We start from the raw sequence: 24,424 nt of genomic DNA, 5'->3' as shown, positions 1-24,424 counted from the left end.
AAGACAAGTATTCTCATATTGTCACCTCGTCGTATAGGCAAAGCTAATCGTACCATCGACTCCTGATAACTTACGGAAGGTATAGTTAGGATTGCCATTATAGTTGGTTTCTGAGATAAGGAAAGATCCATCTGGGTAAACTTTCTCGACAAAGGCGACATGACCGTATTCTGTTGGCGATCCATGACCTCCTCCCGCAAAGGAAATAATCGCTCCTGCTTTTGGTAGCTTACCTGTTTCTCCACCAAGACGTGCTGCTGTTGCCACCCAATCTTGACCATTCCCCATGGTACTGATAATTGGGATTTTTTCGCCGTCTCGTCCTTTGAGTTTCAAGCCCAATTGGTTGATACGAGCGGCCACTCCCCACGTGCATTGCCCATAGGCATAGCCCATACCATCACCTCCACATGGAATAGAGTTGTCATAAAGGTCTCCTCGAACCGCTTCCAGCGCTTTTGGATCACTCTGGGCGGTTCCACCATTTGGTTGGCTAAAGCCTTTCTCAATTTGGTAATACCACTCTGTAGCTCTGGTTTGACGTTCTAGGAGTTTATCACCACTATTTCCCTCCCAATAAATGAGAAAGACTTGGGCAAGGCTAGCTGGGCTTCCTGAATTTTTTAAAAAGTCTTTTAACCAGTTGGTATAGTAAGGATTGTCCCCATGGAGCATAAAATCCAATTGTAAGCCTAAGTCATACCACTTCTGGTTTTTTCGGTTGGCATACTCTAATAATAAAGTATGTCTGCGTGATCCATCTGCTGTATCTGTCCATTGCCCTAAGCCTAAGCCACGTCTTAAAATATTCGGGTACCTGCCATTATAGATAGCTGGACCATTAAGGGACAACCAGCCCTCATCGTCCCAAGAACTATCCGTTGCCCCAACAGGAGGCGATAAGTAATCGCCTTCTGCCCGTTTAGGATTGATTGAGGATTCTACTGACCAGTTTCCTAAAATAGCCGCAATGGCTTGATTAGTCGCCCCTTGACTCTTCAAATACTCATAGGTAGCTTTGGCTCTCGCAAATTCATCGCCTCCAAATTGACCAATGGTAGGTAGAATGGTCGTTTGGAGTTGAATGACTTTAGGAAAGTAAAAGGCCGGATTGACGTAAACTAGTTTCTCTGAATCATCGTCAACCTTTTGATAGGTCACTTTTAGACCAGCACCATCCTTGGTTTGACCAATCACTTCTCCTGCTTGGACTTTTTGGCCATCGCTCACTCGACCAGTATGGATATTAAACAAGGTCAATTGAGACTTGTTTAGTCCCTTACCTGACGTGATGATAATGTTCTCGCCATCTAGAGAAACCTTACCATCCATAGGAGCCACAATTACTTGATTCTCTTTGGCTTCTAGAATGATATGGTGATGAAGGGTTGGCTTGTCATCAATCACCTCATAACCATAACGAACTGTCATGATAAGAGCGTCATCTTCCGTCTGATTTTGGAAAGGATTGTCCAATTCTTGGAGGACAAGGTAGGTGCCTTCCTCACTTAATTCCTTTAAGTCTTCTCTATCGTCATCAGAGAGTTTGTAGGCAGGCTCCTTGGTCAACTCAAGCATGGATTTTAAAGAATCTCCACCGTTTAAGTCCTGCCAAAGTTGACTGAGATAGGCGTGATAGGTCTTATCACCATTTTCCATGAATTTTTCTAAAGCATAATCTTGATACTTGAGATTCATAAAGCCCATGACGTCATCAATCTTGGTGTAGTAGGTAATGCCAGTGGGGTTGGTTCGAGTGTTTTCCGCATCTTCCCACGTCATGTGCGTATAGGCTTTTGTCAGTTCACTCTCATCCTGTTGAATGAGAGTGGTTCCTGAAATTCCTATGACAAAACTCATCATCAAAAGCAAGAAAAACAAGAGGCCTGACACGACCCAAGTCATAGGATTAAGGGCAATCGATGAAAAGAAGGTCAGGCTATTCTTAATCGCTTGAATAACCCTTGTTATTCCTGACACACTGTGCCTTCTGGCTTGCTTGAGAAAGGTGCGATATCGCCTTTGGGGCTTTAAGTGCTTCTGACGGGTGAACCCTTTCCCCTTTTTAAAGTTCTGATACCGCTCCTTACTATGAGCGGCTTTCGTCTTAGTAAACCGAAGACCTGTCTGCCCACTTTTGACAAGGAGTTTTCCTGACTGATAAGTAAATCTCCCATAGCGTCTTCCTTTAATCACAGACTCTTTTAGGGTTCTAATTCCCTCCAAGTCATCATCTTGAGCGACTACATCAAGTGATTCTGAGGCGACATAGCGTAACCCTCGTTTGACCTTGGTCGAGGGTTTCTTAAACTGATGTGCTTTTTTTAGTTGTTTCACGTCACGCTTAGCTGATTTCACCTCTTTTTCTGCCTGAAGGCGTTCAAGAGATTTTTCTTTTTGAAACTGAAACCGTGACGTTTTTGATTCTGTTGGCTTTTTCTGATAGGTAAACTTAGAGGTAACAGCCTCCTCTTTTTCGGCCTTCTTGACTTCTGCCAAGTGTTTTCGAGCTACTACTAGGCGCTGTCTGGCTTGAGGAAGCCGATACTTCTTAATTTCCTTACTTTTTAGCCATCTGGGAGACACATAGGCAATCGCTTCCTTAAAGGTATCTGTCACTAGGTCTTTTTCTTCCTGATAGGTTTGCTTCAGAGTCTGACGTTGTTCCCTTGTTTCAGCTTTCTCAGCTCGGCGCATGATAAAGCGTCGCTTAGGAAGTGAGCGTTTTAACCCCTTCTTCTCCCTGCGGTAATGGATACGGCTAGCCTTTAAACTACTCTGAAAGTTTTTTCGAGCAGCTTTAACGGTTTTCTTCTCAGTTTTCATTCTTTTGCCTCATCTTTTCTGGATCGGTACTCATGATGTCAAAGAGTTTGGTGTGATGTGGGATTTTGTTCCTAAACGGAACAACGGTTGATCCTGCCTTAATCAGCCCAGCACCCTTTTCAGGATTGACCAAGTATTTCTCAAGCTCTTTAGATAAGCCCAAAAGATGAACCAATTCTTCTCGGTCACTCTTAGCCTGTTTTAACAAAATCATGAACTCGCTATTAGCGATAATACGTCTTCCATTGGCATCTAATAAAAGAGTTTCCACGTTCTGGGTAATGCCTGTTGGAATGGCCCCATACTTACGGACACGGCTCCATAATTTGAAGAAGAAATCAGAAGCGTACTTATCCAACAACAGAAGCTGCATTTCATCAAAGTAAACCCAGGTCTTCTTGCCACGTTTTTGGTTTTTAACCACACGATTCCAAATCTGGTCAAAGATGACCATGAGGGCAATTTGCTTTAATTCATCTCCTAATTTTTTGACATTGTAAATGAGGAAATGGCTGTCAGTTTTGATGTTGGTTCGGTGTGAGAAAATATCGAGTGACCCTTCCACATAAAGCTCCATATCAAGGGCTAAGTCTTTAGCTTCTTGTTCAGGTTGTTTAGAGAGAACAAAGACCCATTCCACGAGAGATGGCGTGGCAAAATGCTTATAGGTTAACCGTGTCACACGGTCAATTAGGGACTTTTCTCGACCGTCCATTTTCCGGTCTAAGAGTTTCCCAATCCAAGAAAGTAGAAATTCCGATTTGACCTTAATAGGGTCTTCATCCATATTGTCATCGGATAAGTCTAAAACGTTTAAGAAAGTGGTAGAGTCAGGCGCAATGTCAATACTTTCCCCACCAAAGGCTTGACCAATGATACTGTACTCATTTTCGGGATCAACGATGATGATTTCGGTATCAGTCTCTGCTTCTTTTAACTTGGTTGAGATGATTTCATGCTTTGTTGCCATCCCCTTACCGGCACCTGATGTCCCTAGAATCAATCCTGATGGAGTATTGAGTTTTCCTCGGTCAATGGTGATGATATTACTTGAAATCTGGTTTATCCCATAGAATTTTCCTCCCTTATCTTGTAGGTCAACAGAGGTCCATGGGGAGTTCACGGCAATGTTTGAGGTCAAAAGAGACCGTGACACACCATCAAGGTAGTTCTTGCCAAATGGCAATAAGCTATTAAAGGCAGCTTCTTGCATGTAGGAAAGATTGTCAATAACGAGGTCATTAGAACCTGCCACCTGTTTGATGATGTCAAGCGAGTGCTTCAACTGGTCTTCGTTATCCGCAAAGACCCCAATCAAAAAGAGGGTATCAAAGAGCTTGTCCCCTGTTTGGGTCATGGTTTTAATCAGCTCATCGGCTTCATCAATGTTGCTTTCTATAACCTGACTAACCTTTTCAAGATAAACACCAGATCGTGCCATCTTTTGTTGCTCCCCAATTTTTTGCGATTCCATTAAGGTCTTCTTGGTACGGAGCTTGGTCATGGCTTCCGACTTGACTGATCCTTTGGCATGAAGGCTAATCATCACTTCCAAATCCGACTGCATGAGTTCACGTAGGAACTTATCCCCCAATTCCATTCCATAATCACGGACATAAACAATCTGTAATAAGTGATCATCGATTTCGATATGATTTTTGTGTTTGAAGGATAGACTGCTTGGGGCAATAAAGTGCTTGGTCGTTTGTCCTGAACGCACCAGGTCTTGATAAGTAAAGTGCAAATGATTTTCCCCACGCAACATATCCGCAAAATGATTCACACGGTGTTCACCACTTAGTAAGCTAAAGCCGGCGTCTATTTCTGAAAACCCACTCTTGAAGTATTCGCCAATTTGAGAAAGAGAACGATAAGCCAATTTAGGATTCTGCTCTGACTTCCCAAAAGAAATGAGCTTAACCGCTGAAAAGTTATTTTCACCAGCTTCTAAGTTATTCTCCATGATACGATTGAGTTCTTCACGATAGGTATCGTAGCCATCCTCATGTAAGGGGTACAAGACACCCTTTCTAAATTTATCCAAGTTGACCCTCTGGTTAAAAATAGTGAGTTGGAAATTGGTTTTGTCATCCAAACTGTTAATCAAGTCTGAATAGGTTTCCATAATCGCTCCCTTATCTTCAAGTCCCACTGTTTGGTAATTGACATCTCCTAGAAGATAGGACTGGGAAAAATAACCTGGGGTGACTTGCATGAGACCATTAGGAAAAAGGCCTTGGTAAAGAAGCGTATTAACAGTTGTTGGAAGCACTTCTTCTTTTGGTTTACGTGTCTTCTTGTGTTTAGAAGAGGTCTTTGGTTTCATTGAGCGATTTGTTTTTTTCACGTTGTATTCCTTTCTGTCCAGTTAGTGTACGGTCTGGTATGGTCATTTCATAATGCCATCTATAATTAAGATACGTTTCAAAAGGTAAGTCATTAGGGCGATAGACCCCAAAAAGCATAAGAGGAATAGTAAAGGTAAAGATAAGTCCGTAGACAAACCAATCCCCAAATTGCCAATAAAAGAGGTTTAACCCTAAAATCAGGATGGTAATAGCAATGGCTGGCAAGACAAAGATAACTTGTCGTGTGGTAAAACCTAGCCAAGCCCTATGTTGAACTTTTGTGATGTCCTTAAAAACACGTGTATTCATAAGACTCCAATCTAAGATGAAGATGAAAAAAGATTGGGAGGAACGTCCTTCCCAATCCTCCTTACATGCCTAGGATACTTCTGGCAGTCCGTTGACTGCCCACCAAGGCAATGATCAATAAAATAGCCTGGACTAAACCACCAAAGGCAGTCGCTAGCGTCTCCATCACTCCCGCCCCATTTGAGAGAGCCAATTTCCCAGCTGATTCAAAGAGGGGAACAAGGGAGATGATTAAGAAAATCAAGACCCCTTGAAGGGCATAGACCATGATGTTTTTCAGGTAGCCAATCCCAATACTTCGCCAGTCATCACTGAGGAAGGTCGGAATCGTTAGGGGTGCAAATGGAATCATGAGGTAAAGTTGGATAAAACGAATGGTAATGAGGAGATTTACCACCATGACACTCACCAATCGCACCAACCATATCAAAATGGCAAAGAAGCCGACAATGAGTTTTCCAATAATTCCTGAGCCTTTTATCCCTGAAATGGTCTCATAAGACGTTCCCCCTTTGGAAACGACTCCTGCCACCCCTTCAATGATATGAGAAGCAACAGCTAAGATGGCTTCCACAATCACGGTGGTGTTGGTAATTACCACAGCCACCATAATATAAGAGACGATCATAGGGGCAATGGCTTCAAAAGTCATGGCTCCACCTGAGTTGGCGATTTTCTTAGCCATCTTAGAAAACTCAAGAATGAGAACGACTGCTAAAACAGCCACTCCCAAGGGCTGCATGATACCCTTTGTGATGGCTGACATATAAGACCACACCGTAGGGTTATAATCCGCAAGGGATTTAACCAAGTTAGCGGTCGATTCCAAGTCCACGTTAAAGCCTTCAAAAAGACTATCGCTTGAAATTTTCTCCGAGGCTAGAAAGACAAGAGCTGAAGGTAATGTGTTGATCATGTCATACCTAGCCCTCCTAAATGGTAATTTGGGTGATGAAGGCACCCGCGGCACCTACCATGACACCACCCACAATTTCTAAGATGGCATTGCGGACACCTGGTCCACCATCTTTGATATTGGTCGACAAGTTAATAATTCCCATCACAACAAGAAATGCTCCTGTCGCGATCATTCCTTTTTGTAAAAGTGCCATGGCTTGGGCAAACATGGAACTAGCGTCCACGCCATAAACAAAGCCTGTTAGTTTTTGATTCATATGATTCCTCATTTCTATTAGTATAGTGTGTTTTCTGTGTTTAAATCCCTAACCTTATGTTCTGATGGTTCAAACGGAGGCTCTTGTGTTTCTAGTGGGTCAATCTGATAATTCCACCAACGCTCATCTGTTTCCTTGTCCGCAAGGTATTTCCAGTTCTTATGTTTCAATGGGTAATACTTCTTCTCCTTAAAGACTGGAACACCTGCAATTCTCACCAAGCACTCATCTCGTTTCATGTTTCCCACTTCGTCAGGGGTCATGAGATCCCTTGCGATTTTTTGATGGGAGGTTGAGCCAGACCCTGTCTGGCCATACGACCGACTCATGTTTCTCACATCAATGGTTTGTTTGCCTAGGAGACCACTCATGAACTTGAAGGTCTCTTCATCGTTGCCACCAAGATAAAGCAAACTGTCACAGTTCCCAAGAATAGTTTTCCATGCGTCCTTCTCCTTATAGAGCCCTTGAAGTTGGGCGATATTTTGAAGAATAGGAACGAGGCTCATGTTCCGTGAACGAACTGTTGAGGTTTGTTCCGCAAAGTCTGGGATTTCGCCGACATTCGCAAACTCATCTAGGTAACTTCTGACATGGATAGGCAGTTGTCCCTTAAAGTCCACGTCAGCTTGTCTGGTTAAGGTTGAAAAGACCGTAGAGAAAAAGAGGGCTGAGAGAAACCTAAAGGTAGTGTCATTATCTGGAATAACGAGATAGACCATGGTTTTCTGCGTCCCCCATGTTTTCAAGTCCAAAGTGTCACGTTTGGTTAAATCAATGACGGATTGGATATTAAAGAGGGAAAACTTAGCTGTTGTGACGGCAATCACCGAATCTAAGGTCTTATCCTTGTAGTTTTGGAAGTCTGCCCAGTTACGCATGGTGAAGTTTTCTGTCCCATATGTCTTGGCATAGGTCTCAAACATCACTTCTAAGACACTCTTATCTTGATTTTCTTCTTTGGATAAGAGCTTGATGAGTTTTCCGATTTCTGAAAAGGATGGGTATCGGCCACGCTTACGGCGACTGTCTGCTTCTTCCTTTGTACTACCTGGAGGATTGTAAAAATCCACCAAGTAAGAGGAAATAGCACGGACTAAGGTCATGGAAGCTTCATCCCAAAAGGGATCACTGCGACTACCATTGCCTTTGGTATTATTGAAATACACCGTTAACATTCTATTCAAGTCGTTTTCCGTCTCCACATAGCGAAAAGGGTTAAAACCATCTGAGTTGATCATGTTTACAAGATCTAAGACCTTGACCTGATAGCCATTTTCTAAAAAGAGCTTCCCTGTCTTTTCAGCTAAGTGATCCTTAGGGTCAACGACAATATTGGAACAGTTAAGCTGAATCAGATTGGGTTTGACAAACCGAAAGGTCTTCCCTGCCCCTGACCCACCGATGACAACTAAGTTCTTGTTTCGGTCAAACTGTGGGACTTTCTTTTCTAACAGGGTTAGCCTAACATTTCGTGACAAAATGGTGTCATTAAAGGGATTTTTACTGACAAAGGCTTTACGCTCACGATTGTTTCCAAAGCGAGCAGAACCATACTCCGCCCCTTCTCGGTAAACCTTTTGACCAGTTGAAACATAAAGATAGACTAGGCCCATCGTCACAATCCCAAAGCAAAATCCTAAAACTGATCTACCAGTAAAATGACCATTCCACAAGGGTTTTAAGACCTGGTTCTGTCCTTCGCCTAAGAGATAGGCAAGGCGTTCCAAGGGCGGTTGATTAGGTAGACTATCGTAAAGCAAGACTAGCCGATGGCAGAAATAGCCAAAGGCAATCCCTAAAACACCAAAGATAAAAACTTTTTTCCCTGAGACCATTAGAGAATTACCTCCTTTGTTTTCACAGCAGAGGGTTCTGACATCACAATATGTTCCTTGGCTTGAGCGATTTCCTCATCAAGGGTTTTATCCATAGTTAGCCCTTGTAGTTTTTCTGGATTAGAAACGAGCTTTTGAAGTAACTCATCTAAGTGCTTGTCTAAGAGCGACTTATCCTTAGCATAGAAATGAAGGTAATCTCCTTGCCAACTAATGGCAATAGGAAGGTTCTCTGACTGCACCAATTCCTTAAATTTTTCGACATCAACGGGTTTATCCAAAATGTTTTTTGAGATATTCAGCGACTCAATGGCATAAGGACTTTGAAGGAGTTCTTCTAACTTTTGAACCCCAATCCTATAAGCCGAGTCTTGTGCTAGGGCGTGTCTAGCTGACCACTCTAAGAGTTTGAGAAGAACCTTTACCGTAAACATGGTACTCCGTTCTGCATATTGAATAGCTTGGCGTTCCTGTTGTTCAGATGACATCATTCCCTCCTTCATGTGATTCCCTATCAAAAAAATAGGGTGCTTTCATGATACGAAAGCACCCTTGATTTTGGTATCACAATAAAGATAGGAGAAAGGCGATACCGTTCCAAGACAGGTGAATAAGTGTGGACGTCAAGCAGTCTGTTTGCCATCGAACTATACCAAGTATGAGACCTAAACTCCCATAAATCACCCAAGTGAATAAACTAGAGGGGTGATGAGCTAAGGCAAAGAGAAAACTCGTTAACAACACTTGAACAACTGGTTGAGGCAAGACTCCCCACAACACCTCTCTATAAAAGACTTCTTCCACAACACTGGCATTAAGAAGAAAGAAAATAAAGGAGAGAACAGGAATCTGGTCTTGAACAGTTACTAACGTTTCTTGATTTGCCTCACTACCTGAAAACATGGCACTCATGATAAGAGCCAGACTTACCATGACAACAAGACTACCAAGTAACCAAATTCCTCTCTCCTTCAAGGATAGGTTTCTTTTCGGTATCTTAAACCTTTTCCAGCTCCACAATATCAGGGTTAGAAACGTCACTTGTAAAACTGTTAACCATGCCCCATTTAGCCAACCAACTAGGTACAAACTCACTAGGAGTATATTGACATGAATGGCTCCGTACATGACTACTAAACGTTTCATCTCTACCTCCTAAACAAATCTTCATAGTCAATCTCTAAAACACTCACTATTTTCTCTACCCATTTCACTTGTGGCATCAGGCGATGAGATTTGTAGTGACGAAAGGTTTGGTAGAGACGGTTAAACTCACTAGGGTAGACGTATTGTCCCTTAAACATCTGTCGAGCAAGGTCAGCCCATGTCATACCCTTTTCCAAAACAAGACTTTCTAAATTTTCCCAAAAGCGTTCGTTCATAGCTCCTCCTTATGTCGTCATGTCCTTAAAAAGATGTTCACGAAAGGAAATCACTTTTTGACTTCTCGGAAGAAAGGTTCTCGTTTCTTCTAAACTCATATCGGGATACACGTTATCCTCACAAACCACAATTGGGAGACGAAGATTCTGGTCAGGTTTCCGTAGAACTAACGTCACTAACTCACTAAATTTCATCTCTCTATGACCTTTAAATCGTTGTAGCGAGGGGGATAAGAGCGTAAAACAATCACTGCTTTTGGTAAACAAGCCCAATAAGTCTTCACGTGACAGGTTACTTACTTCTTTACTGGAGTAGGAAATACCATGTGAGTCACAAAAAGATAGGAGTTTCTGATTCCGACTGTTATTTCGACTTAAATAGATTTCTAACATCGCTTCCTCCTACACAGATAGCTCCTTCTCTAATGCTTGAGTTGGTGGAGTAAACACCTTACTCATGTCAATAGGTGACATGCCTTCACCGTAGCACTTCACTGTTATTAATGTGGTGACGACATCATTCTTATCATTCCAAGAATAGCCTTGCCCATACGCCCTAAAGGCGAGATTGTTCTCATCCGTTAGATAAGTATCAATACCATTTTTGATGTCTTGGGTTTCAATAAATTCAAAAATACGATGTAAGTTGGACTCATAAGCTAACGGATAATTCATTTCTTTGTGGTAGTCATCTTCAAAAGTGACATCAATGTCACAATCATAATTGGGTAAAGAAGCAATCATTTCCGAAAATCTCTCTACTTCTGCTTGATGTATGGCTTCTTCTAGCTCCGTGCAGTTCCTAATACTTTTACTATGTAATAATTTCATGTTTTTCTTCCTCTTCAATCTTTCTAAATTCTCTAGCAATGGCTTCAATAACAGTGACGGTCACGCTATTGCCTGCTTGTTTATACAGCTGACTTTTACTGGATACGTTCTCAGCTCTGTCATAAGCCCAATCAGGAAACCCCTGAAGTCTAAAACACTCTCTAGGTGTTAGGCGTCTGATTCTCAAACGATACAGTTTTCCCTCTAGGATTATTCCAGTCACTTCATACCACTTGTCCTTACGGTATTCCAAAGCCGCAACTACCACTCCCATATTGTCAGAGGTGGTCAAAGTATTTGAAATCCCCTTTCCCACTCGACCTCTACGTTTGGTAGACTCTGGATAAGCAAGGTTGACAGAATCTCCCACTATTGCCTTGGCATAGCCTAGTTTGGTCGCTTCCCTAATTTTCAAATGTGGCGCTTCTTCACGACAGAGAATCTTAGGAACTTTATCCCCTCCCTGCATGGTTGTCAACGTTGGAGAAAGCCCTGAAAGGTCATAGACTCGTCCAGTTTGGATGAAAGACGTTGGCAGAGTTCCTGCGACAACTACCCCATGTCGATCTTGACCAGTTAGGGTGAACATTGGGTCTTGATTGCCCTTAAATCGTCTCCCATGTTGGCGTTTTTCTAGCCTATCAGGGGTTAAAACTGGAATGGCAATTTTAGTTCCTTCACCTTTTCCTCTGGTTAAGGTTGGTGATAAGCCACTTGATAAATAGACCTCCCTATTCATCCCTTTTCCAGACGGATTCACATTACCTAGTCGCTCAAGATTAACTGGGCTGTTTTCTCCTCGGATAGGAAATAGGAATCGGGGACGGTATCTTCTAGAATGTCCGATAATAAAGACCCTTTCTCGGTTTTGCGGCACTTGGAAATCTTTACTGTTAAGCACCTGCCATTCAACATCATACCCCAACTCATCCAATGTGGTGAGGATTGTTTGAAATGTCTCTCCCTTGTCGTGACTGAGTAAGCCCTTGACATTTTCGAGGAATAAAAAACGTGGTTGGATCTGTTTGGCCACTCGAGCAATCTCGAAGAACAAAGTTCCCCTAGTATCCTCAAATCCCAATCGTCTGCCTGCGAGTGAAAATGCCTGGCAAGGGAATCCCCCACAGATGATGTCCACTTGCCCTCTAAGTTGTCTAAAGTCTTGGTCTGTAACTTGTCTAATATCATGAAATTCTATTTCTCCTTCGGTCTTATAGATGGCCTTGTAAGATTTCCTCGCAAACTTATCAATCTCACAAAAGCCAATACACTCATGGCCCTGACGGGTTAACCCCAGTCGAAAGCCTCCAATTCCTGCAAACAAATCTAAAAACTTCATGTCTCTCATTCCTTTCTGACAAAACTAAAAAGGACCTTACTTCTTGCGTAACGTCCTTGCTTAAACAATGATCTTCCATTTCTGGGGCAGTGATAAGTTCAAAAATGAACCAAATCATTCCTAATCCCCAAATACCTAATAATATTCACCAAAACATCTTACTCACCCCCTTTTAGTTCTTTTAAGCGTTGGACCTTGGTCCATTCGGATAGGACGCCATTAAAGACGTATTCCGCTATCGTTTCTGCCCTGTCCGCAAATCTCATATTCTCTAAAGCGTACTGATAACGATGGTCAAAATGGATCATGGCATAATCACTAGCAGCCTGTGAAAGACCAACTTGTCTCAACTGGTCATGAACCAAGCCCCAAATGTAATCTTTGTCGTACCTTGTGACTCGGTCTACTTTACGTTGAAAATTGTCATTGTCATTTTTCTTACTTGTTAGACTTTCTTTCTCCTCCTCGTCCTCAATGACTGACTCACTCCCTTTAGTTTCACTCATATCAGTCTCACTAACTTCAGTCTCACTAGTGGCTGAATTTAAGACTGGCCCCGGCTGATTTTGATACCCCCCTGGTATTTTTTGAACACTACCCCCGTCTGAATTTAAGACGGGGGTAGGTTCATGTTCTAGCTCCCCTAAGTAAATCTTATTGGCCAAGCGTCCTTTTTCACTGGAAGATTGTTGGACTTCATCAATCAAGCCATACTCTCGTAACGTTTTCTTGATAGCAAGTAACTTAGACTTGGAACAGCCAAGGATAGCCATTAGCTTGGAGTTGGAATAGACCAAATAGATAGCCCCATCTTCATCAATCCAACCTTTACTCAAAGACAATTCCAGACGGTCTTTTAGAACAGCATAAGCTACTTTAACTTCAAGTTTCATGTCCTTATATCGCTCACTCTCAAACAAAAGTTTTGGGAGCTTATAGTAACGCTCTGATGTTTGGTAGTGATTTGCGGTAATACGTTTCATGATTGACCCTCCATGACTAAAAGTCCAACATTTCCAAAGTCATCAAATTGAATTAAACCTACTTGTTCCATTTCATCAATTAGCTGAGTTGCTTTCTCAATATTTATTCCCATGATAGCCATGAGATGGCACATCACGATTTGCCGTGATGACTGTTCTTCCTTTTGCATGCTTTCCTCCTGAAAATAAAAAAGCGAGAACACTTATTAAAATGTTCTCGTTGAGTTTATTTATTACGGACGTATCTATTTTTTGTCTACGCAGTCGACATCCAAACAGACGTTCACATCAATGTACTTTTTTTGCACCTTTTTTATGTCAAAATCACTCTTTTCAATAAAGACAAAATGCTTGAAAAAGTGCTTAAAATAAAGGATTTTTACCCTTTGCTTCGTTGTAGCAACACTACGCACTCCACGTGATGCGTCTGCGGAAAAAGATCCACCGGCTGTACTTTCTTCAATTTATATCCCAACTCTTGATAGAGTTTGATATCACGCGCCATGGTTGCTGGGTTACATGAGACGTAAGTAATCTTTTCAGGTTGCATGGTAACACTGGCTTTGATGAAACTTTCTGTCAAGCCCTTGCGTGGCGGGTCCACAATGATAACGTCTGGTTTGATACCATCCTTGTTCCACTTGGCCATAGCATTTTCGGCTGAGTCAGCCACATAGTAGGCGTTAGTAATGCCGTTGCGTTCCGCATTTTTCTTAGCATCTTCGACAGCTGTTTCGATGACTTCAACGCCGTGGACTTCCTTGACCTGTTTGGCAAATGACAAACCGATTGTCCCGATACCTGAGTAGGCATCAATAACAATGCTGTCGCTGTTTAGGTCTGAGAAGTCAATGGCTGTTTGATAGAGTTTTTCAGCCATCTCAGTGTTAACCTGATAGAAAGACTGGGCAGAAATCTCATAGTCATTGCCCAACATACTGTCTGTGATGGTGTCTTGACCATAAAGGGTGCGGAACTCCTTTCCAAAGATGGCGTTAGTGTTCTTATCGTTAATGTTTTGAATGATAGAAACGACACTGGGGAAGGCTTCTGTAATTTTAGCAATGACTTGGTCAATACGGAAGACTTTTGGTCTGGTCGTTACAAAGACCAACATCATCTGACCTGAATAATGGCCTCGACGAACCACCAAATGACGAATCAACCCTGTCTGCTCCTTCTCATCATAAGGTTTAAGATCATAGCGACGGAGAAGGTCACGAACAAAGACAATGAGTTTATCAATTTCCTTATCTTGGATGAGGAAATCTTCAATTGGAATCAAGTCGTGCGAATTCTTGCGATAGAAACCAGTTTCAAGCTGACCTTTAACACGGCGAACGGGCACCTGCGCCTTATTGCGGTAGGCGTAAGGTGTCTCCATACCCAAGGTTTCAGCGACCTCTACGTCTGAGATACCTGCTGTCTTATAGAGGTTGTCCACAACTTGTTTACGCTTGAACTTGAGCTGCTCCTCGTAAGTCATATGCCCAAAATCAGCAATCCCTGAACGGAGATAGGTTGCATCAATGTCCTGATTACGGTTTGGTGAAAGGGTCACAAACTCCTCAACCTTACCAAAGCCGATATTTTTCTTGAGCTTAAGCACGCGCATCTTGATGACTTCACCTGGAAGGGTATTATCCACGAAAAAGACAAAGCCATCTACCTTGGCAACACCTGATCCTTCATGTGTCAAATCGACAATTTCAACTTCTACAATAGCGTTTTTATTTAACATAATTCAACTTTCTTTACTTTTATGGGGCTTAAACATACCTTCAAAAGCCTTTTACTATCCTCCATTATAGCATATATAAATCAAATTTATGGCTGGCCATAAATAATATAGATTTTTCAGAAAAGTCATACAGTGCTATCATAGCTTCATGACAAAAAATTAAACGACTTAGCAACTTGCTAGATGTCGTTTCTATCTAAAGGAGAATAATCATGCCAGATATTACCATTCATACAATCGAAACTGCACCAGAAGAAGTTAAAGACGTCCTTCAAACAGTCAAAGATGCCAATGGGGGATTCATTCCAAACTTGATTGGTCTCCTTGCTAATGCGCCAACTGCGCTTGAAACTTACCGTACTGTCGGTGAAATCAACCGTCGCAATTCATTGACACCAACTGAACGTGAGGTTGTTCAAATTACAGCTGCTGTTACTAACGGATGTGCCTTCTGTGTGGCAGGTCACACAGCCTTTTCAATCAAGCAAATCCAAATGACACCTCAACTTTTGGAAGCCCTTCGTAACCGTACACCAATCGAAGACGATCCAAAACTTGATATCCTTGCTAAATTCACTATTGCCGTGATTAATACCAAAGGTGCTGTTGGTGACGAAGCCTACAATGACTTCTTGGAAGCTGGCTACACTGCTCAAAATGCTCTTGACGTTATCTTGGGTGTCAGTCTTGCTAGCTTGTGTAACTACGCTAACAATCTCGCACAAACACCGATTAACCCTGAACTTCAAGAATTCGCTTAATTCAAAATCAAACGATAAACTAGAGGAGGACCTAAGCCTATGTCACATTTTTCAAAAGAATTCCTTACTTGGTTGGATACCAACGCTGACCATATTGACCAAGAGTCTGGACCCATTGCGGACCAACTTCTTGAAAAAATTGCTGAAAACAACGTCTTTAAAATCGGCGTACCTGCTGAGTTTGATGGCCTAGATGGTGGTCCTACTCAAGTCGTTGATGTGCTTGATGAATTGGCACAACACTCTTTGACAGCTTCCTTTATTTCTTGGGGACACCGTACTTTCATCGAGTATATCCTTGCGAGTGACAATGCTTACCCTCGTGAAACATGGTTGAAAGAATTGTATACCGGTGAGCGTGCTGGTGGCACTGGCTTGTCAAATGCAGTCAAATTCTTGTCAGATATTGAAGAATTGAATGTTACCATCAGTCAAGAAGGTGATGACTACTATCTTAATGGTCGTTTGCCTTGGGTGACTAACCTACGTTCTGATAAATTCGCTGCTCTCTTTGCTGCTGACTTTAAAGACGGTAGCCAACCTTGGATTATCACTATTCCATCTGAAGCTGAGGGACTTAGCCGTTCTGAAGATTTGGAATTTGTTTCCCTTCAAGGTGCTAACACTGCCTCTCTTACTTTCAATCACGTTAAGTTAGATCCTAATTGGGTCCTTTCAAAAGAAGGTACGGACTATATTGCCAAAACACGTCCGAACTTCCTTGGTTTCCAATTTGGTCTTGCCTTTGGTTTGGCCAAACGTTCTCTTAATGAGGTTGAAGCTAATCTAAACAGTAACCGTAGCGTTCTCCGTGAAGAATTTGAAGCTACACGTGAAAATCTTCTTGCTATCCAAGACCAACTCTTTGCGGGTCTTAATGATGCCGATTATTTCATTGAAAAACCACGTGAACTTTTCCAATTGCGTATCGATATTGTCGACGTCGTAGCTAACAGCCTGCTCCTCGAACTTCAGGCTAGTGGTGGTCGCGGCTATTTGAAAGAATCAGAGTCAAGCTTTATCCGTCGTTGGAATGAAGGCGTCTTCCTTCCAATTGTATCTCCGAGTGCGGTGCAGCTTCGTCACATTCTTGCAGCCAGCTAGAAAGGCCGGTGAACCAATGAAGGTATTTTTTAAGAAAATTCCCTTGGCCCTATCTAGTCTAGTTCTTGCCCTCTTTAGTTTATCCAATCAAATAAGTCACTATGCCCTGATTGCCCAGGGCATTTGGTCTCTGGCCAGTATCGGTTTTATACTTATACTAGGACGCTTGATTCTTGGCTTTGAACAAGTAAGGGAAGATTTGCGCAACCCAGTCGTTGCTTCGGCCTTTGCTAGCTTCTTTATGGCTGCCTTTCTCTTTGCCAGCCGCCTTCCACTAGCTCAAACAGGCTTAAGTATGGCTTGGGTTGGACTCCTTGGACTTTATATTGCCTATATTATTTTTTTCAGTCTGCGTTTTATGCGCCCACTATCTTTGAACCAAGTCTTTCCAAGCTGGTTCGTGGTCTATGTTGGCCCTGCTATCAGTCTTGTGACAGTACCGGCTAGTGTTCCTACTAGCATCAAGGAACTTATTCTAGGAGTAACGGGATTAGCGACCCTGGCCCTCTTTCCACTTGTTTTATGGAGAATGAAACAGATAGCCATCCCTCACCTATATCAGCCTATACTTGCCATTTTAGCAGCACCTCTGGCCCTTCTCATTACCAGCTCAATCAAGAGTAATCAAAGACCTGCAACTATTATTTTACTTGCCCTACTTTTATTCTCACAAGCATTCTTTTTCTATGCTCTTAATCTCTTTGTAAAACTGGTTAGAAAAGGCTTTATGCCACTTTTTGCTGCCTTTAGTTTCCCATTAGTCAATAGTACCAATGCTTTTAAAGCAGCTACCACAAGTCTTGGGCTAGTGAATCCGATGACCCATTTAATTTATTTAGCCGAGCTCTTACCAGTTCTTGCCATTATGATATATTTGCTCTATCATTTTCTGAAGCTTATATACAAGGCGTATTATAGAAGCTCTTAACACCAAAAAACAAGCAGGTTCACGCTGAACTTGCTTGTTTTTGCTTATCTAAATCCTATAATTGTTATACTACTCTACAATGATTTGTAAAGTTGACTTGCATTTTCAACAGTGAAACCATATTCTATAAAGATACGGTCACCAGGTGCTGATGCCCCCCAAGTATCGATAGTAAGTGTTTTACCTGCAAGACCAACGTATTTGCCCCAACCAAAGCTTGTTCCAGCTTCGATAGCCATACGTTTTGTCACTACTGCTGGAAGAACTTCTTCTTTATATGCAGCATCTTGTTCATCAAAGAGATTTTGTGATGGCATTGAAACAACACGGACATGCACGCCTTCAGCTTCGAGAGCCGCTTGAGTATCAAGAGCCAATTTCACTTCAGAACCAGTCGCAATGATGATACCGTCAAGATCACCTTTAGCTTCTGAGATGATGTAAGCCCCTTTATTGACACCAGCTTCAGTATTTTCAGCTGTACCGTCAAGGACTGGCAAGTTTTGACGTGTCAAAACTAGCATTGTTGGACGTTCAGTCTCAGCCAAGGCACGTTTCCAAGCAGCATTAGTTTCATTACCATCTGCAGGACGTATAACGTTAAGATTAGGCATTGAACGCACACTTGCCAATTGTTCGATTGGTTCGTGAGTAGGTCCATCTTCACCAACTGCTACTGAGTCGTGCGTCATAACATAAGTTACTGGTAAGTTTTGAAGTGCTGCCATACGTACTGCTGGAAGAAAGTAGTTTGAGAAGACAAAGAAAGTACCACCATAAACACGAGTACCACCATGAAGAGCAATACCATTCATCGCTGCAGCCATAGCAAACTCACGTACACCGAACCAAATATTACGTCCAGCATAGTTATCTGCTTGGAAATCAGACTCAGCCTTAACCATAGTATTGTTAGAAGCTGAAAGGTCTGCCGAACCTCCCCAGAATGAAGTAACTTGTTCAGAAATCTGTTGGATAGCTTGTTGGCTTGACACACGGCTAGCTACTGCTGAACCCAATTCATGAGCATTCAAGTCAACGTGTACAGGTTCATTCGCAAAGGCAGCCTTGTATTCCGCAGCCAATTCTGGGTAAGCAGCTTCATATTCAGCAAATTTAGTTTGCCAAGCATTTTCAGCAGCTTCACCACGGAATTTAATACCAACTTCGAAACGACGAGCGACTTCATCTGGAACTGTAAAGGCTGGAGCATCATAGCCGTAAACACCTTTTGCGTGGTCAATACCGTCCTGACCGAGTGGAGCACCGTGGACAGCTGATGTTCCTTGTCCTTCAGCTCCATAACCAATGATTGTTTTAACTTCGATAATAGATGGTTTGTCTGCCTCAGTCTTAGCTTCTTCGATAGCTTTAGCAATAGCTTCCAAGTCATTACCATCTTTGACAAGAATGTGTTGCCAACCATAAGCTTCAAACTTAGCCTTAACATCTTCTGTGAAAGCCATTGAAGTTGGTCCATCAAGTGAGATATCATTTGAATCATAAAGAAGTACCAACTTACCAAGTTTAAGGTGACCAGCAAGGCTAGCAGCTTCTTGAGAAACACCTTCCATCAAACAACCATCGCCATGGAGAGCATAAGTATAATGGTCAACAATATCAAAACCAGGTTTGTTAAATTTAGCAGCCAAGTGTGCTTCAGCCATTGCCATACCTACAGCATTAGCAATCCCTTGACCAAGAGGACCTGTTGTTGCTTCAATACCATCTGTATGATTAACTTCAGGGTGACCTGGGGTCTTAGATCCCCATTGACGGAAGTTTTTCAAATCGTCCATTGTCACATCATAGCCAGAAAGGTGCAATAGACTATAAAGTAAGGCAGAACCGTGACCAGCAGAAAGAACAAAACGGTCACGGTTTGTCCAGTTACGGCTTGTCTTTGGATTAACATTCATCACATGGTTCCAAAGTACATAAGCCATTGGCGCTGCACCCATAGGTAGACCTGGGTGCCCAGAATTCGCGGCTTGAATTGCCTCGATCGAAAGCGAACGAATAGTGCTGACCGCCATTTGGTCAATTGCATCAAAAGTCATAAATTAATCCCTTCTTCTTTTGAATTTGATATTAATTTAAGAGTTAGATTGACGTAACAATCTAACTCTTAGCATTATTTTTTAAAAGCTTCCCAATCTTTCATAAATGCTTCTAAGCCCGAGTTCGTCAGTGGATGTTTTGTCATATTTTCAAACAAGCCATCAGGAATCGTAGCAATATGAGAACCTAATCGAGCAACATTTTCCACATGTGATAAACTTCGAATGCTTGCAGCGATAATTTCGGTTTCAAAACTATAGTCATCAATAATTTTTCTCAAATCGTCAATCAATTGATAAGCATCTGTTCCAATTTCTTCCAATCTGCCAATAAATGGACTAATAAAGGTAGCTCCGGCTTTCATAGCCATAAGTCCTTGAGATACTGAGAAAATTAGTGTCACATTTGTTTTTATACCTTCTTTAGATAAAATATTAACTGCTTTCAATCCTTCTACTGTCATTGGGATTTTTACAATTACATTATCAGCCCATTTCGCAATATTGCGAGCTTCTGAAACCATCTCGTCAGTTGTCAAACCTGTGACTTCAGCACTCACTGGTCCAGAAACAATACTACAAATCTCCTTAATAACAGTTTCAAAATCTCGTCCTTCACGTGAAATAATACTTGGGTTAGTGGTTACACCATCTACAACACCCAGTTTATTAATTTCTCTAATAGCTTCCACATTTGCTGTATCTAGAAAAAATTTCATTATATTCCTCTCTAAATTTCTTAAGCTTTTTTGACTTCTTTTTTATTTAAAACATGACTGACTAATAGGACTGTTGCAACAAAAAGTAAGATAAAGACAATGGTTACAACAGAACCACCTTTTCCTACAGCACCAAGAACAATACCTGGAACTAGGTAGTCCGTATCAGCAAATGTTGATGCTGACATTTTTAATGAACCTAACAACGGAAGAACCGCAAGAGGTAACCAGCTAAGCAATAAACTATTAAAAGCTGATCCTAAAATTGCTCCCCTGCGTCCCCCAGTAGCATTTCCATAAATACCTGCAGCGGCTCCACAGAAGAAATGCCCCACAACTCCGGGAATGATAATTGTAGTTTTCAAGGCAATCATACCAAACATTGATAAAATACCTACTATAAAACTTGTAAAGAAGCCGATCAATACTGCATTTGGAGCGTATGAAAAAATAATTGGTACGTCCAAAGCTGGTTTCGAATTTGGCACAAGTTTTTGAGCAATACCTTGGAAGGCAGGGACAATTTCAGCCAATACCATACGTACACCTTGTAGGATTACTACGAAACCAGCTGTGAAAGTTCCTGCTTGAATCAATGAGAATACAATTGCACTTGTACCGTTACTCAAATGTTTTTCAACATAGTCGAATCCAGTCGCGATAGACAACACAAGATAAACAACAGTCATAACAAGCATAATTGATACGGTTGAATCTCGAAGAAAACCGAATGACTTAGGAATATTTAAATCCTCAGTTGAATGTTTAGAATTACCAAACCATTTACCAATCACACCAGCTGAAGCGTAACCAATGTTTCCTGTGTGACCCATAGCAACTTTATTATTGCCCGTAATCTTTTTCATAAAAGGTTGAGTAATTGCTGGTGTTACTGTCAAAAGTGTCCCAACAAAAATACCACCAAATAAAATGACCAATAAATCTGACTCTACTTTAGCACTAATCAAGATGACTGCTGTAATACATGAAATATACATCATTGCCTGACCAGTCAAGAAAAGATATTTAAATCTTGTAAATCGAGCTAGTAATACATTAACAATCATACCTACTAGCATAATAAGTGCTGTCTGACTACCATACTCTTTTAGTGCTACAGCAACAACTGCTTCATTACTAGGGACAACACCTTGAGTATTTAAGGCTGTCTGAAACATTTCTGAGAATGGTGCTAGAGCATCTAAGAGAATACCTGCCCCTCCAATCAATACTAAGAAACCAACTACTGTTTTAATCGTACCAGAGATAATATCCGTCAGTTTCTTCTTCTGTAAGACCAATCCTATAAGTGCAATTAGGGAAACTAGTATTGCAGGTTGAGTAGCAATAGATACAAATAAATTTAGTAAACCTTTCATAAACTATTCTCCTTATCTTTTAATTTCTTGAAATGCCATTTTCATCCAAGATACGATTGACATTTTCCTTAATTTCTTCTGCGTCAATAATTGAATTAAGGGCTACAATTTTTTCTTCAGGTAAATTTACTAAAGCTGGAACCAAAGTCTTTTCTGCAAAGAAATAATCTGCCATATCACCACTAACACTTCCTGAATCTGTATGATCTACTGTAAATTGTGATGTGTCTAAACCTGCTTCTTCTAGTGCTGATTCAATGTTCATTTGAACCATAAAGCTTGTTCCTAAACCACTTTGACATACTGCATAAATCTTCATAATTATTCTCCTTTTAGCACTTGACTAACTGTGTCAACTGTTGTTGATTCAAGCAACGCCTTCAAATTTTCTTTTTTAGATAAAATTTTTGTTAAACTCATTAGAGCATTTAGATGTGTCGTATTATCACTCGCAGCTAAGCAAATGAATACTGAGATGGGGTGTTCCGGATCATCGAGCAAATTTATCGGCTCTGACAGCTTTAATAATGACATTCCTTTCTCTCTCACTCCGTCTTCAGGACGCGAATGAGGTAAAGCCAGATGATCACCAATATGAATAAATGGTCCATTCTCTTTGACATTTTGAATCATGGCTGTTATATAACTCTCTTCAATTTTTCCTTTACGAAGCAAAGGATAAGCAACTAGTCGAATAGCATCCTCCCAATTTTCAACTTTATCTTCAAATTGTACATCTTCTTCTAATAATAATCCTTGTAACATAGTATTTCCTTTCTACAACTCATTCAATTTATTAATCAAATTATTTTGAGATTCCTTTTCCAATAATGTTATAAATTCGGGATTCATCAAATTCTTAATCAGATTATTAAGTCTAGATTTTATCTCTGAACTAACATTTTCCTCAAAGATAATTACAATAATAATTGATACATCTCCAATCTGGGTAGACCAATTACTGATAGGGATTTTAGGTCTTATTAGAAAAATATGATTTCCATAACCACTAGCAACAAAGTGTGGCATAATGACCTTTTCAGAAATCTGAATACTACCAATCTGTTCGCGGTTCACAAACCTCTGAATAATAACTTCTTGTTCAGCTTTATCAAGTGAGATTTTCTTTGCCAAAAAATCATAAACTTCTGTTTGATTTTGAAATTCTTTGTTTGCATATACCTTAAACAACTTATTCTTCATAACGAATCTCCTGAATCGCTTGCTCAATAGTCTTAACATCTTCCGGCGTCATCAATGCACTTACTAAAACCGTTTTAATTTCTGTCTTAATAGGAAGATTAACACTAGTGATTAATAATTGAATATCATTACGTGACTCCAACACTTCATCAACTGTTTTGGTCGAGACAACTTCCAATACATTTATAGAATCAAATGTTTTCTCGATTTTCATTTTCAGAAGTTCCGATATCCCAATTCCAGAAGAACACATAATAACAGCCTGGATTTTAGATTTATGTAATTCAAGGTAGCGAATAAAATATAAGGTCAAAAATCCAATCTCATCTTCACTAACAAATGAAAATCCAAATTTCTTAGCCATCTTCTCAGAAACCATTTGTGTTTTCTCATAAATTTCTGGATATCGTATTTGAATTTCCTCTAACAAATTATTCTTAATACGAATCTTACTGTCAAATCTCCTTAACATCGGACTAATATGGGAAGCTAGATTCGTAAAAATTGGAGTACCAATAACACGGTTATCAGAAGCTATTCCCATTTCCTTCAAATAAAATAATGTTACAGATTCAACCCTTTCAGAAAATTGAATGACATTTTCTATTTTCTTTTGTTGAAATCGAGAAGCATGTAAATACTGATATAAATAAGAGATTTCTATCTGATTAATTGACATATTTAAATAATTCTGAATATCCTCAATAATTCTTCTACTTACATCCACAAGATCTTTATCCGTTAACTCGCTAAAAGCTACAATTGATTGATTATTTCTTGCCATCCCCTTCCTTACACGATCCATCATGATATATATATGAGAAAAAATATTGATGTTATACGGATAAGGAAGTTCAGCTTCAAGTTCAGCCTCAATCTTCTTTATCTCATTTAAAACAAAACGTGCAAGTGAAATATCAATCACCTCGGAGGAAATAATATTTGGTAAATTATCAATATCAATAATACTGAAAGCTGGTACCAATTCCGCAATAGCTCGTCGAATATCAAACTCTGCACCAAATATCGCCATAAAGCCAGATTGAACTGAAACTTTTAAATTATATGGACTAATTTGCTTTTGTATTTCCAACTTATCTTTAAGAATGACTGCCTCACTCACAAAAAGTTCTTGACTTAAATCATAAATACTTAAAGACCTAGGCGAAATAAGAAGTAACCTCTCTAAAATTTTGAGTAATCGTCTTTGTCGCTCATCTTTATCAAGACTAATTATTGAGGATTCTTCTAAAAGTAAAGTATGATTTAGTTTATAGCCACTTCCTTTCTTATTCATTATTAATACATCAGGATAATAGTTCTGATTAACCTCTTTTACAAGCCTATAAATCGTTTTTTCTGATAGATTTAAATTTCCAGCAATTTCTTTTGCTGAAATAAAACCTGAATAATTCTTTAAAAGAGAAATCAATTTTTCAACTTTTGAGTTCTGCTTAATCATATTGTTACCCCTTTACACTTAATATTGTAATCGTTT

General features: G+C 40.6%; 25 protein-coding genes. 3 read left to right on the top strand and 22 right to left on the bottom strand.

The genetic code is table 11. The features are described 5' to 3' along the window. Positions 1–21 precede the first annotated feature (21 nt). From RDY04_RS00710 to rlmD, 15 genes are all read right to left on the bottom strand, one after another. Positions 22–2,826, bottom strand: coding sequence for a phage tail tip lysozyme (locus tag RDY04_RS00710; RefSeq protein ID WP_303952752.1), 2,805 nt, complete (start codon positions 2,824–2,826; stop codon positions 22–24). Next, the gene (locus RDY04_RS00705; protein WP_303952750.1) at positions 2,816–5,173 is read right to left on the bottom strand and encodes a VirB4-like conjugal transfer ATPase, CD1110 family; all 2,358 of its coding nucleotides are present in this window, start codon (positions 5,171–5,173) and stop codon (positions 2,816–2,818) included. The genes RDY04_RS00710 and RDY04_RS00705 overlap by 11 nt, the downstream gene beginning before the upstream one ends. Further along, the gene (locus RDY04_RS00700; protein WP_001097593.1) at positions 5,130–5,483 is read right to left on the bottom strand and encodes a PrgI family protein; all 354 of its coding nucleotides are present in this window, start codon (positions 5,481–5,483) and stop codon (positions 5,130–5,132) included. Before RDY04_RS00700 ends, RDY04_RS00705 begins: the two co-directional genes overlap by 44 nt. A 61-nt stretch (positions 5,484–5,544) precedes the next feature. After that, complete coding sequence (locus RDY04_RS00695) at positions 5,545–6,399, bottom strand: type IV secretion system protein (protein ID WP_003093197.1); 855 nt, start codon at positions 6,397–6,399, stop codon at positions 5,545–5,547. A 16-nt stretch (positions 6,400–6,415) separates the two neighbouring features. Beyond that, complete coding sequence (locus RDY04_RS00690) at positions 6,416–6,658, bottom strand: hypothetical protein (RefSeq protein WP_003094402.1); 243 nt, start codon at positions 6,656–6,658, stop codon at positions 6,416–6,418. A 17-nt stretch (positions 6,659–6,675) separates the two neighbouring features. Beyond that, positions 6,676–8,496 (bottom strand): VirD4-like conjugal transfer protein, CD1115 family, encoded by a 1,821-nt coding sequence (locus RDY04_RS00685; protein ID WP_303952737.1) that lies wholly within the window; start codon positions 8,494–8,496, stop codon positions 6,676–6,678. Continuing rightward, entirely contained in the window at positions 8,496–8,984 is a 489-nt protein-coding gene (locus RDY04_RS00680) for a hypothetical protein (RefSeq protein WP_303952735.1), read from the bottom strand. The genes RDY04_RS00685 and RDY04_RS00680 overlap by 1 nt, the downstream gene beginning before the upstream one ends. A gap of 76 nt (positions 8,985–9,060) precedes the next feature. Continuing rightward, positions 9,061–9,642, bottom strand: coding sequence for a CPBP family intramembrane glutamic endopeptidase (locus RDY04_RS00675; protein ID WP_303952732.1), 582 nt, complete (start codon positions 9,640–9,642; stop codon positions 9,061–9,063). Positions 9,643–9,644: 2 nt separating this feature from the next. Further along, positions 9,645–9,878 (bottom strand): transcriptional regulator, encoded by a 234-nt coding sequence (locus tag RDY04_RS00670; protein ID WP_003094685.1) that lies wholly within the window; start codon positions 9,876–9,878, stop codon positions 9,645–9,647. Between the two features lie 9 nt (positions 9,879–9,887). Beyond that, positions 9,888–10,271, bottom strand: coding sequence for an arsenate reductase (locus RDY04_RS00665; protein ID WP_039976458.1), 384 nt, complete (start codon positions 10,269–10,271; stop codon positions 9,888–9,890). 9 nt (positions 10,272–10,280) lie between these two features. Continuing rightward, positions 10,281–10,709 (bottom strand): hypothetical protein, encoded by a 429-nt coding sequence (locus RDY04_RS00660; protein WP_039976455.1) that lies wholly within the window; start codon positions 10,707–10,709, stop codon positions 10,281–10,283. Next, positions 10,693–12,048 (bottom strand): DNA (cytosine-5-)-methyltransferase, encoded by a 1,356-nt coding sequence (gene dcm / locus RDY04_RS00655; protein WP_039976454.1) that lies wholly within the window; start codon positions 12,046–12,048, stop codon positions 10,693–10,695. The genes RDY04_RS00660 and dcm overlap by 17 nt, the downstream gene beginning before the upstream one ends. 158 nt (positions 12,049–12,206) lie before the next feature. Beyond that, positions 12,207–13,031: a replication initiator protein A gene (locus tag RDY04_RS00650; protein WP_003093381.1), complete on the bottom strand. Its 825-nt coding sequence runs from the start codon at positions 13,029–13,031 to the stop codon at positions 12,207–12,209. Continuing rightward, positions 13,028–13,201 (bottom strand): hypothetical protein, encoded by a 174-nt coding sequence (locus tag RDY04_RS00645; protein WP_003093328.1) that lies wholly within the window; start codon positions 13,199–13,201, stop codon positions 13,028–13,030. Before RDY04_RS00645 ends, RDY04_RS00650 begins: the two co-directional genes overlap by 4 nt. A gap of 209 nt (positions 13,202–13,410) precedes the next feature. Next, positions 13,411–14,772 carry a 23S rRNA (uracil(1939)-C(5))-methyltransferase RlmD gene (gene rlmD / locus RDY04_RS00640; protein ID WP_303952719.1) on the bottom strand — a complete coding sequence of 454 codons (1,362 nt, stop codon included), beginning with the start codon at positions 14,770–14,772 and terminating at the stop codon, positions 13,411–13,413. A 212-nt stretch (positions 14,773–14,984) separates the two neighbouring features. Here rlmD and RDY04_RS00635 point away from each other — a divergent pair, with 212 nt between their 5' ends. Genes RDY04_RS00635 through RDY04_RS00625 form a run of 3 tightly spaced genes read left to right on the top strand, consistent with a single transcriptional unit; the run spans position 14,985 to position 17,565 of the window. Beyond that, a complete protein-coding gene (locus tag RDY04_RS00635) occupies positions 14,985–15,533 on the top strand; it encodes a carboxymuconolactone decarboxylase family protein (protein ID WP_303952716.1) in 549 nt (182 codons plus the stop codon). A 39-nt stretch (positions 15,534–15,572) separates the two neighbouring features. Then, positions 15,573–16,637 carry an acyl-CoA dehydrogenase family protein gene (locus RDY04_RS00630; protein WP_303952713.1) on the top strand — a complete coding sequence of 355 codons (1,065 nt, stop codon included), beginning with the start codon at positions 15,573–15,575 and terminating at the stop codon, positions 16,635–16,637. A gap of 16 nt (positions 16,638–16,653) precedes the next feature. After that, positions 16,654–17,565, top strand: a complete 912-nt coding sequence (locus RDY04_RS00625; RefSeq protein ID WP_303952710.1) for an ethanolamine utilization protein EutJ — start codon at positions 16,654–16,656, stop codon at positions 17,563–17,565. 74 nt (positions 17,566–17,639) lie between these two features. Here RDY04_RS00625 and tkt read toward each other — a convergent pair whose 3' ends face one another. The 7 genes from tkt to RDY04_RS00590 all read right to left on the bottom strand — a co-directional run bounded on the left by tkt (position 17,640) and on the right by RDY04_RS00590 (position 24,388). Continuing rightward, the gene (gene tkt, locus RDY04_RS00620) at positions 17,640–19,625 is read right to left on the bottom strand and encodes a transketolase (RefSeq protein WP_303952709.1); all 1,986 of its coding nucleotides are present in this window, start codon (positions 19,623–19,625) and stop codon (positions 17,640–17,642) included. Positions 19,626–19,699: 74 nt separating this feature from the next. Next, on the bottom strand, positions 19,700–20,344 hold the full coding sequence (gene fsa / locus RDY04_RS00615) for a fructose-6-phosphate aldolase (protein ID WP_303952706.1): 645 nt from the start codon (positions 20,342–20,344) through the stop codon (positions 19,700–19,702). 20 nt (positions 20,345–20,364) lie between these two features. Further along, positions 20,365–21,723 carry a PTS ascorbate transporter subunit IIC gene (locus RDY04_RS00610; protein WP_154864697.1) on the bottom strand — a complete coding sequence of 453 codons (1,359 nt, stop codon included), beginning with the start codon at positions 21,721–21,723 and terminating at the stop codon, positions 20,365–20,367. Positions 21,724–21,742: 19 nt separating this feature from the next. Then, positions 21,743–22,042, bottom strand: coding sequence for a PTS sugar transporter subunit IIB (locus tag RDY04_RS00605; RefSeq protein WP_303952703.1), 300 nt, complete (start codon positions 22,040–22,042; stop codon positions 21,743–21,745). A 2-nt stretch (positions 22,043–22,044) separates the two neighbouring features. Beyond that, positions 22,045–22,488 (bottom strand): PTS sugar transporter subunit IIA, encoded by a 444-nt coding sequence (locus RDY04_RS00600; protein WP_303952701.1) that lies wholly within the window; start codon positions 22,486–22,488, stop codon positions 22,045–22,047. A 12-nt stretch (positions 22,489–22,500) separates the two neighbouring features. Beyond that, a complete protein-coding gene (locus RDY04_RS00595) occupies positions 22,501–22,926 on the bottom strand; it encodes a PTS sugar transporter subunit IIA (protein WP_014633384.1) in 426 nt (141 codons plus the stop codon). Further along, complete coding sequence (locus RDY04_RS00590) at positions 22,916–24,388, bottom strand: PRD domain-containing protein (protein WP_303952699.1); 1,473 nt, start codon at positions 24,386–24,388, stop codon at positions 22,916–22,918. Before RDY04_RS00590 ends, RDY04_RS00595 begins: the two co-directional genes overlap by 11 nt. Positions 24,389–24,424: the final 36 nt, after the last annotated feature.

It is taken from the genome of uncultured Streptococcus sp. (assembly GCF_902463925.1).
GTDB lineage: Bacteria > Bacillota > Bacilli > Lactobacillales > Streptococcaceae > Streptococcus.
Note: the sequence above shows the minus strand (reverse complement) of the source record. Positions and strands in the feature narration are given on the sequence as shown.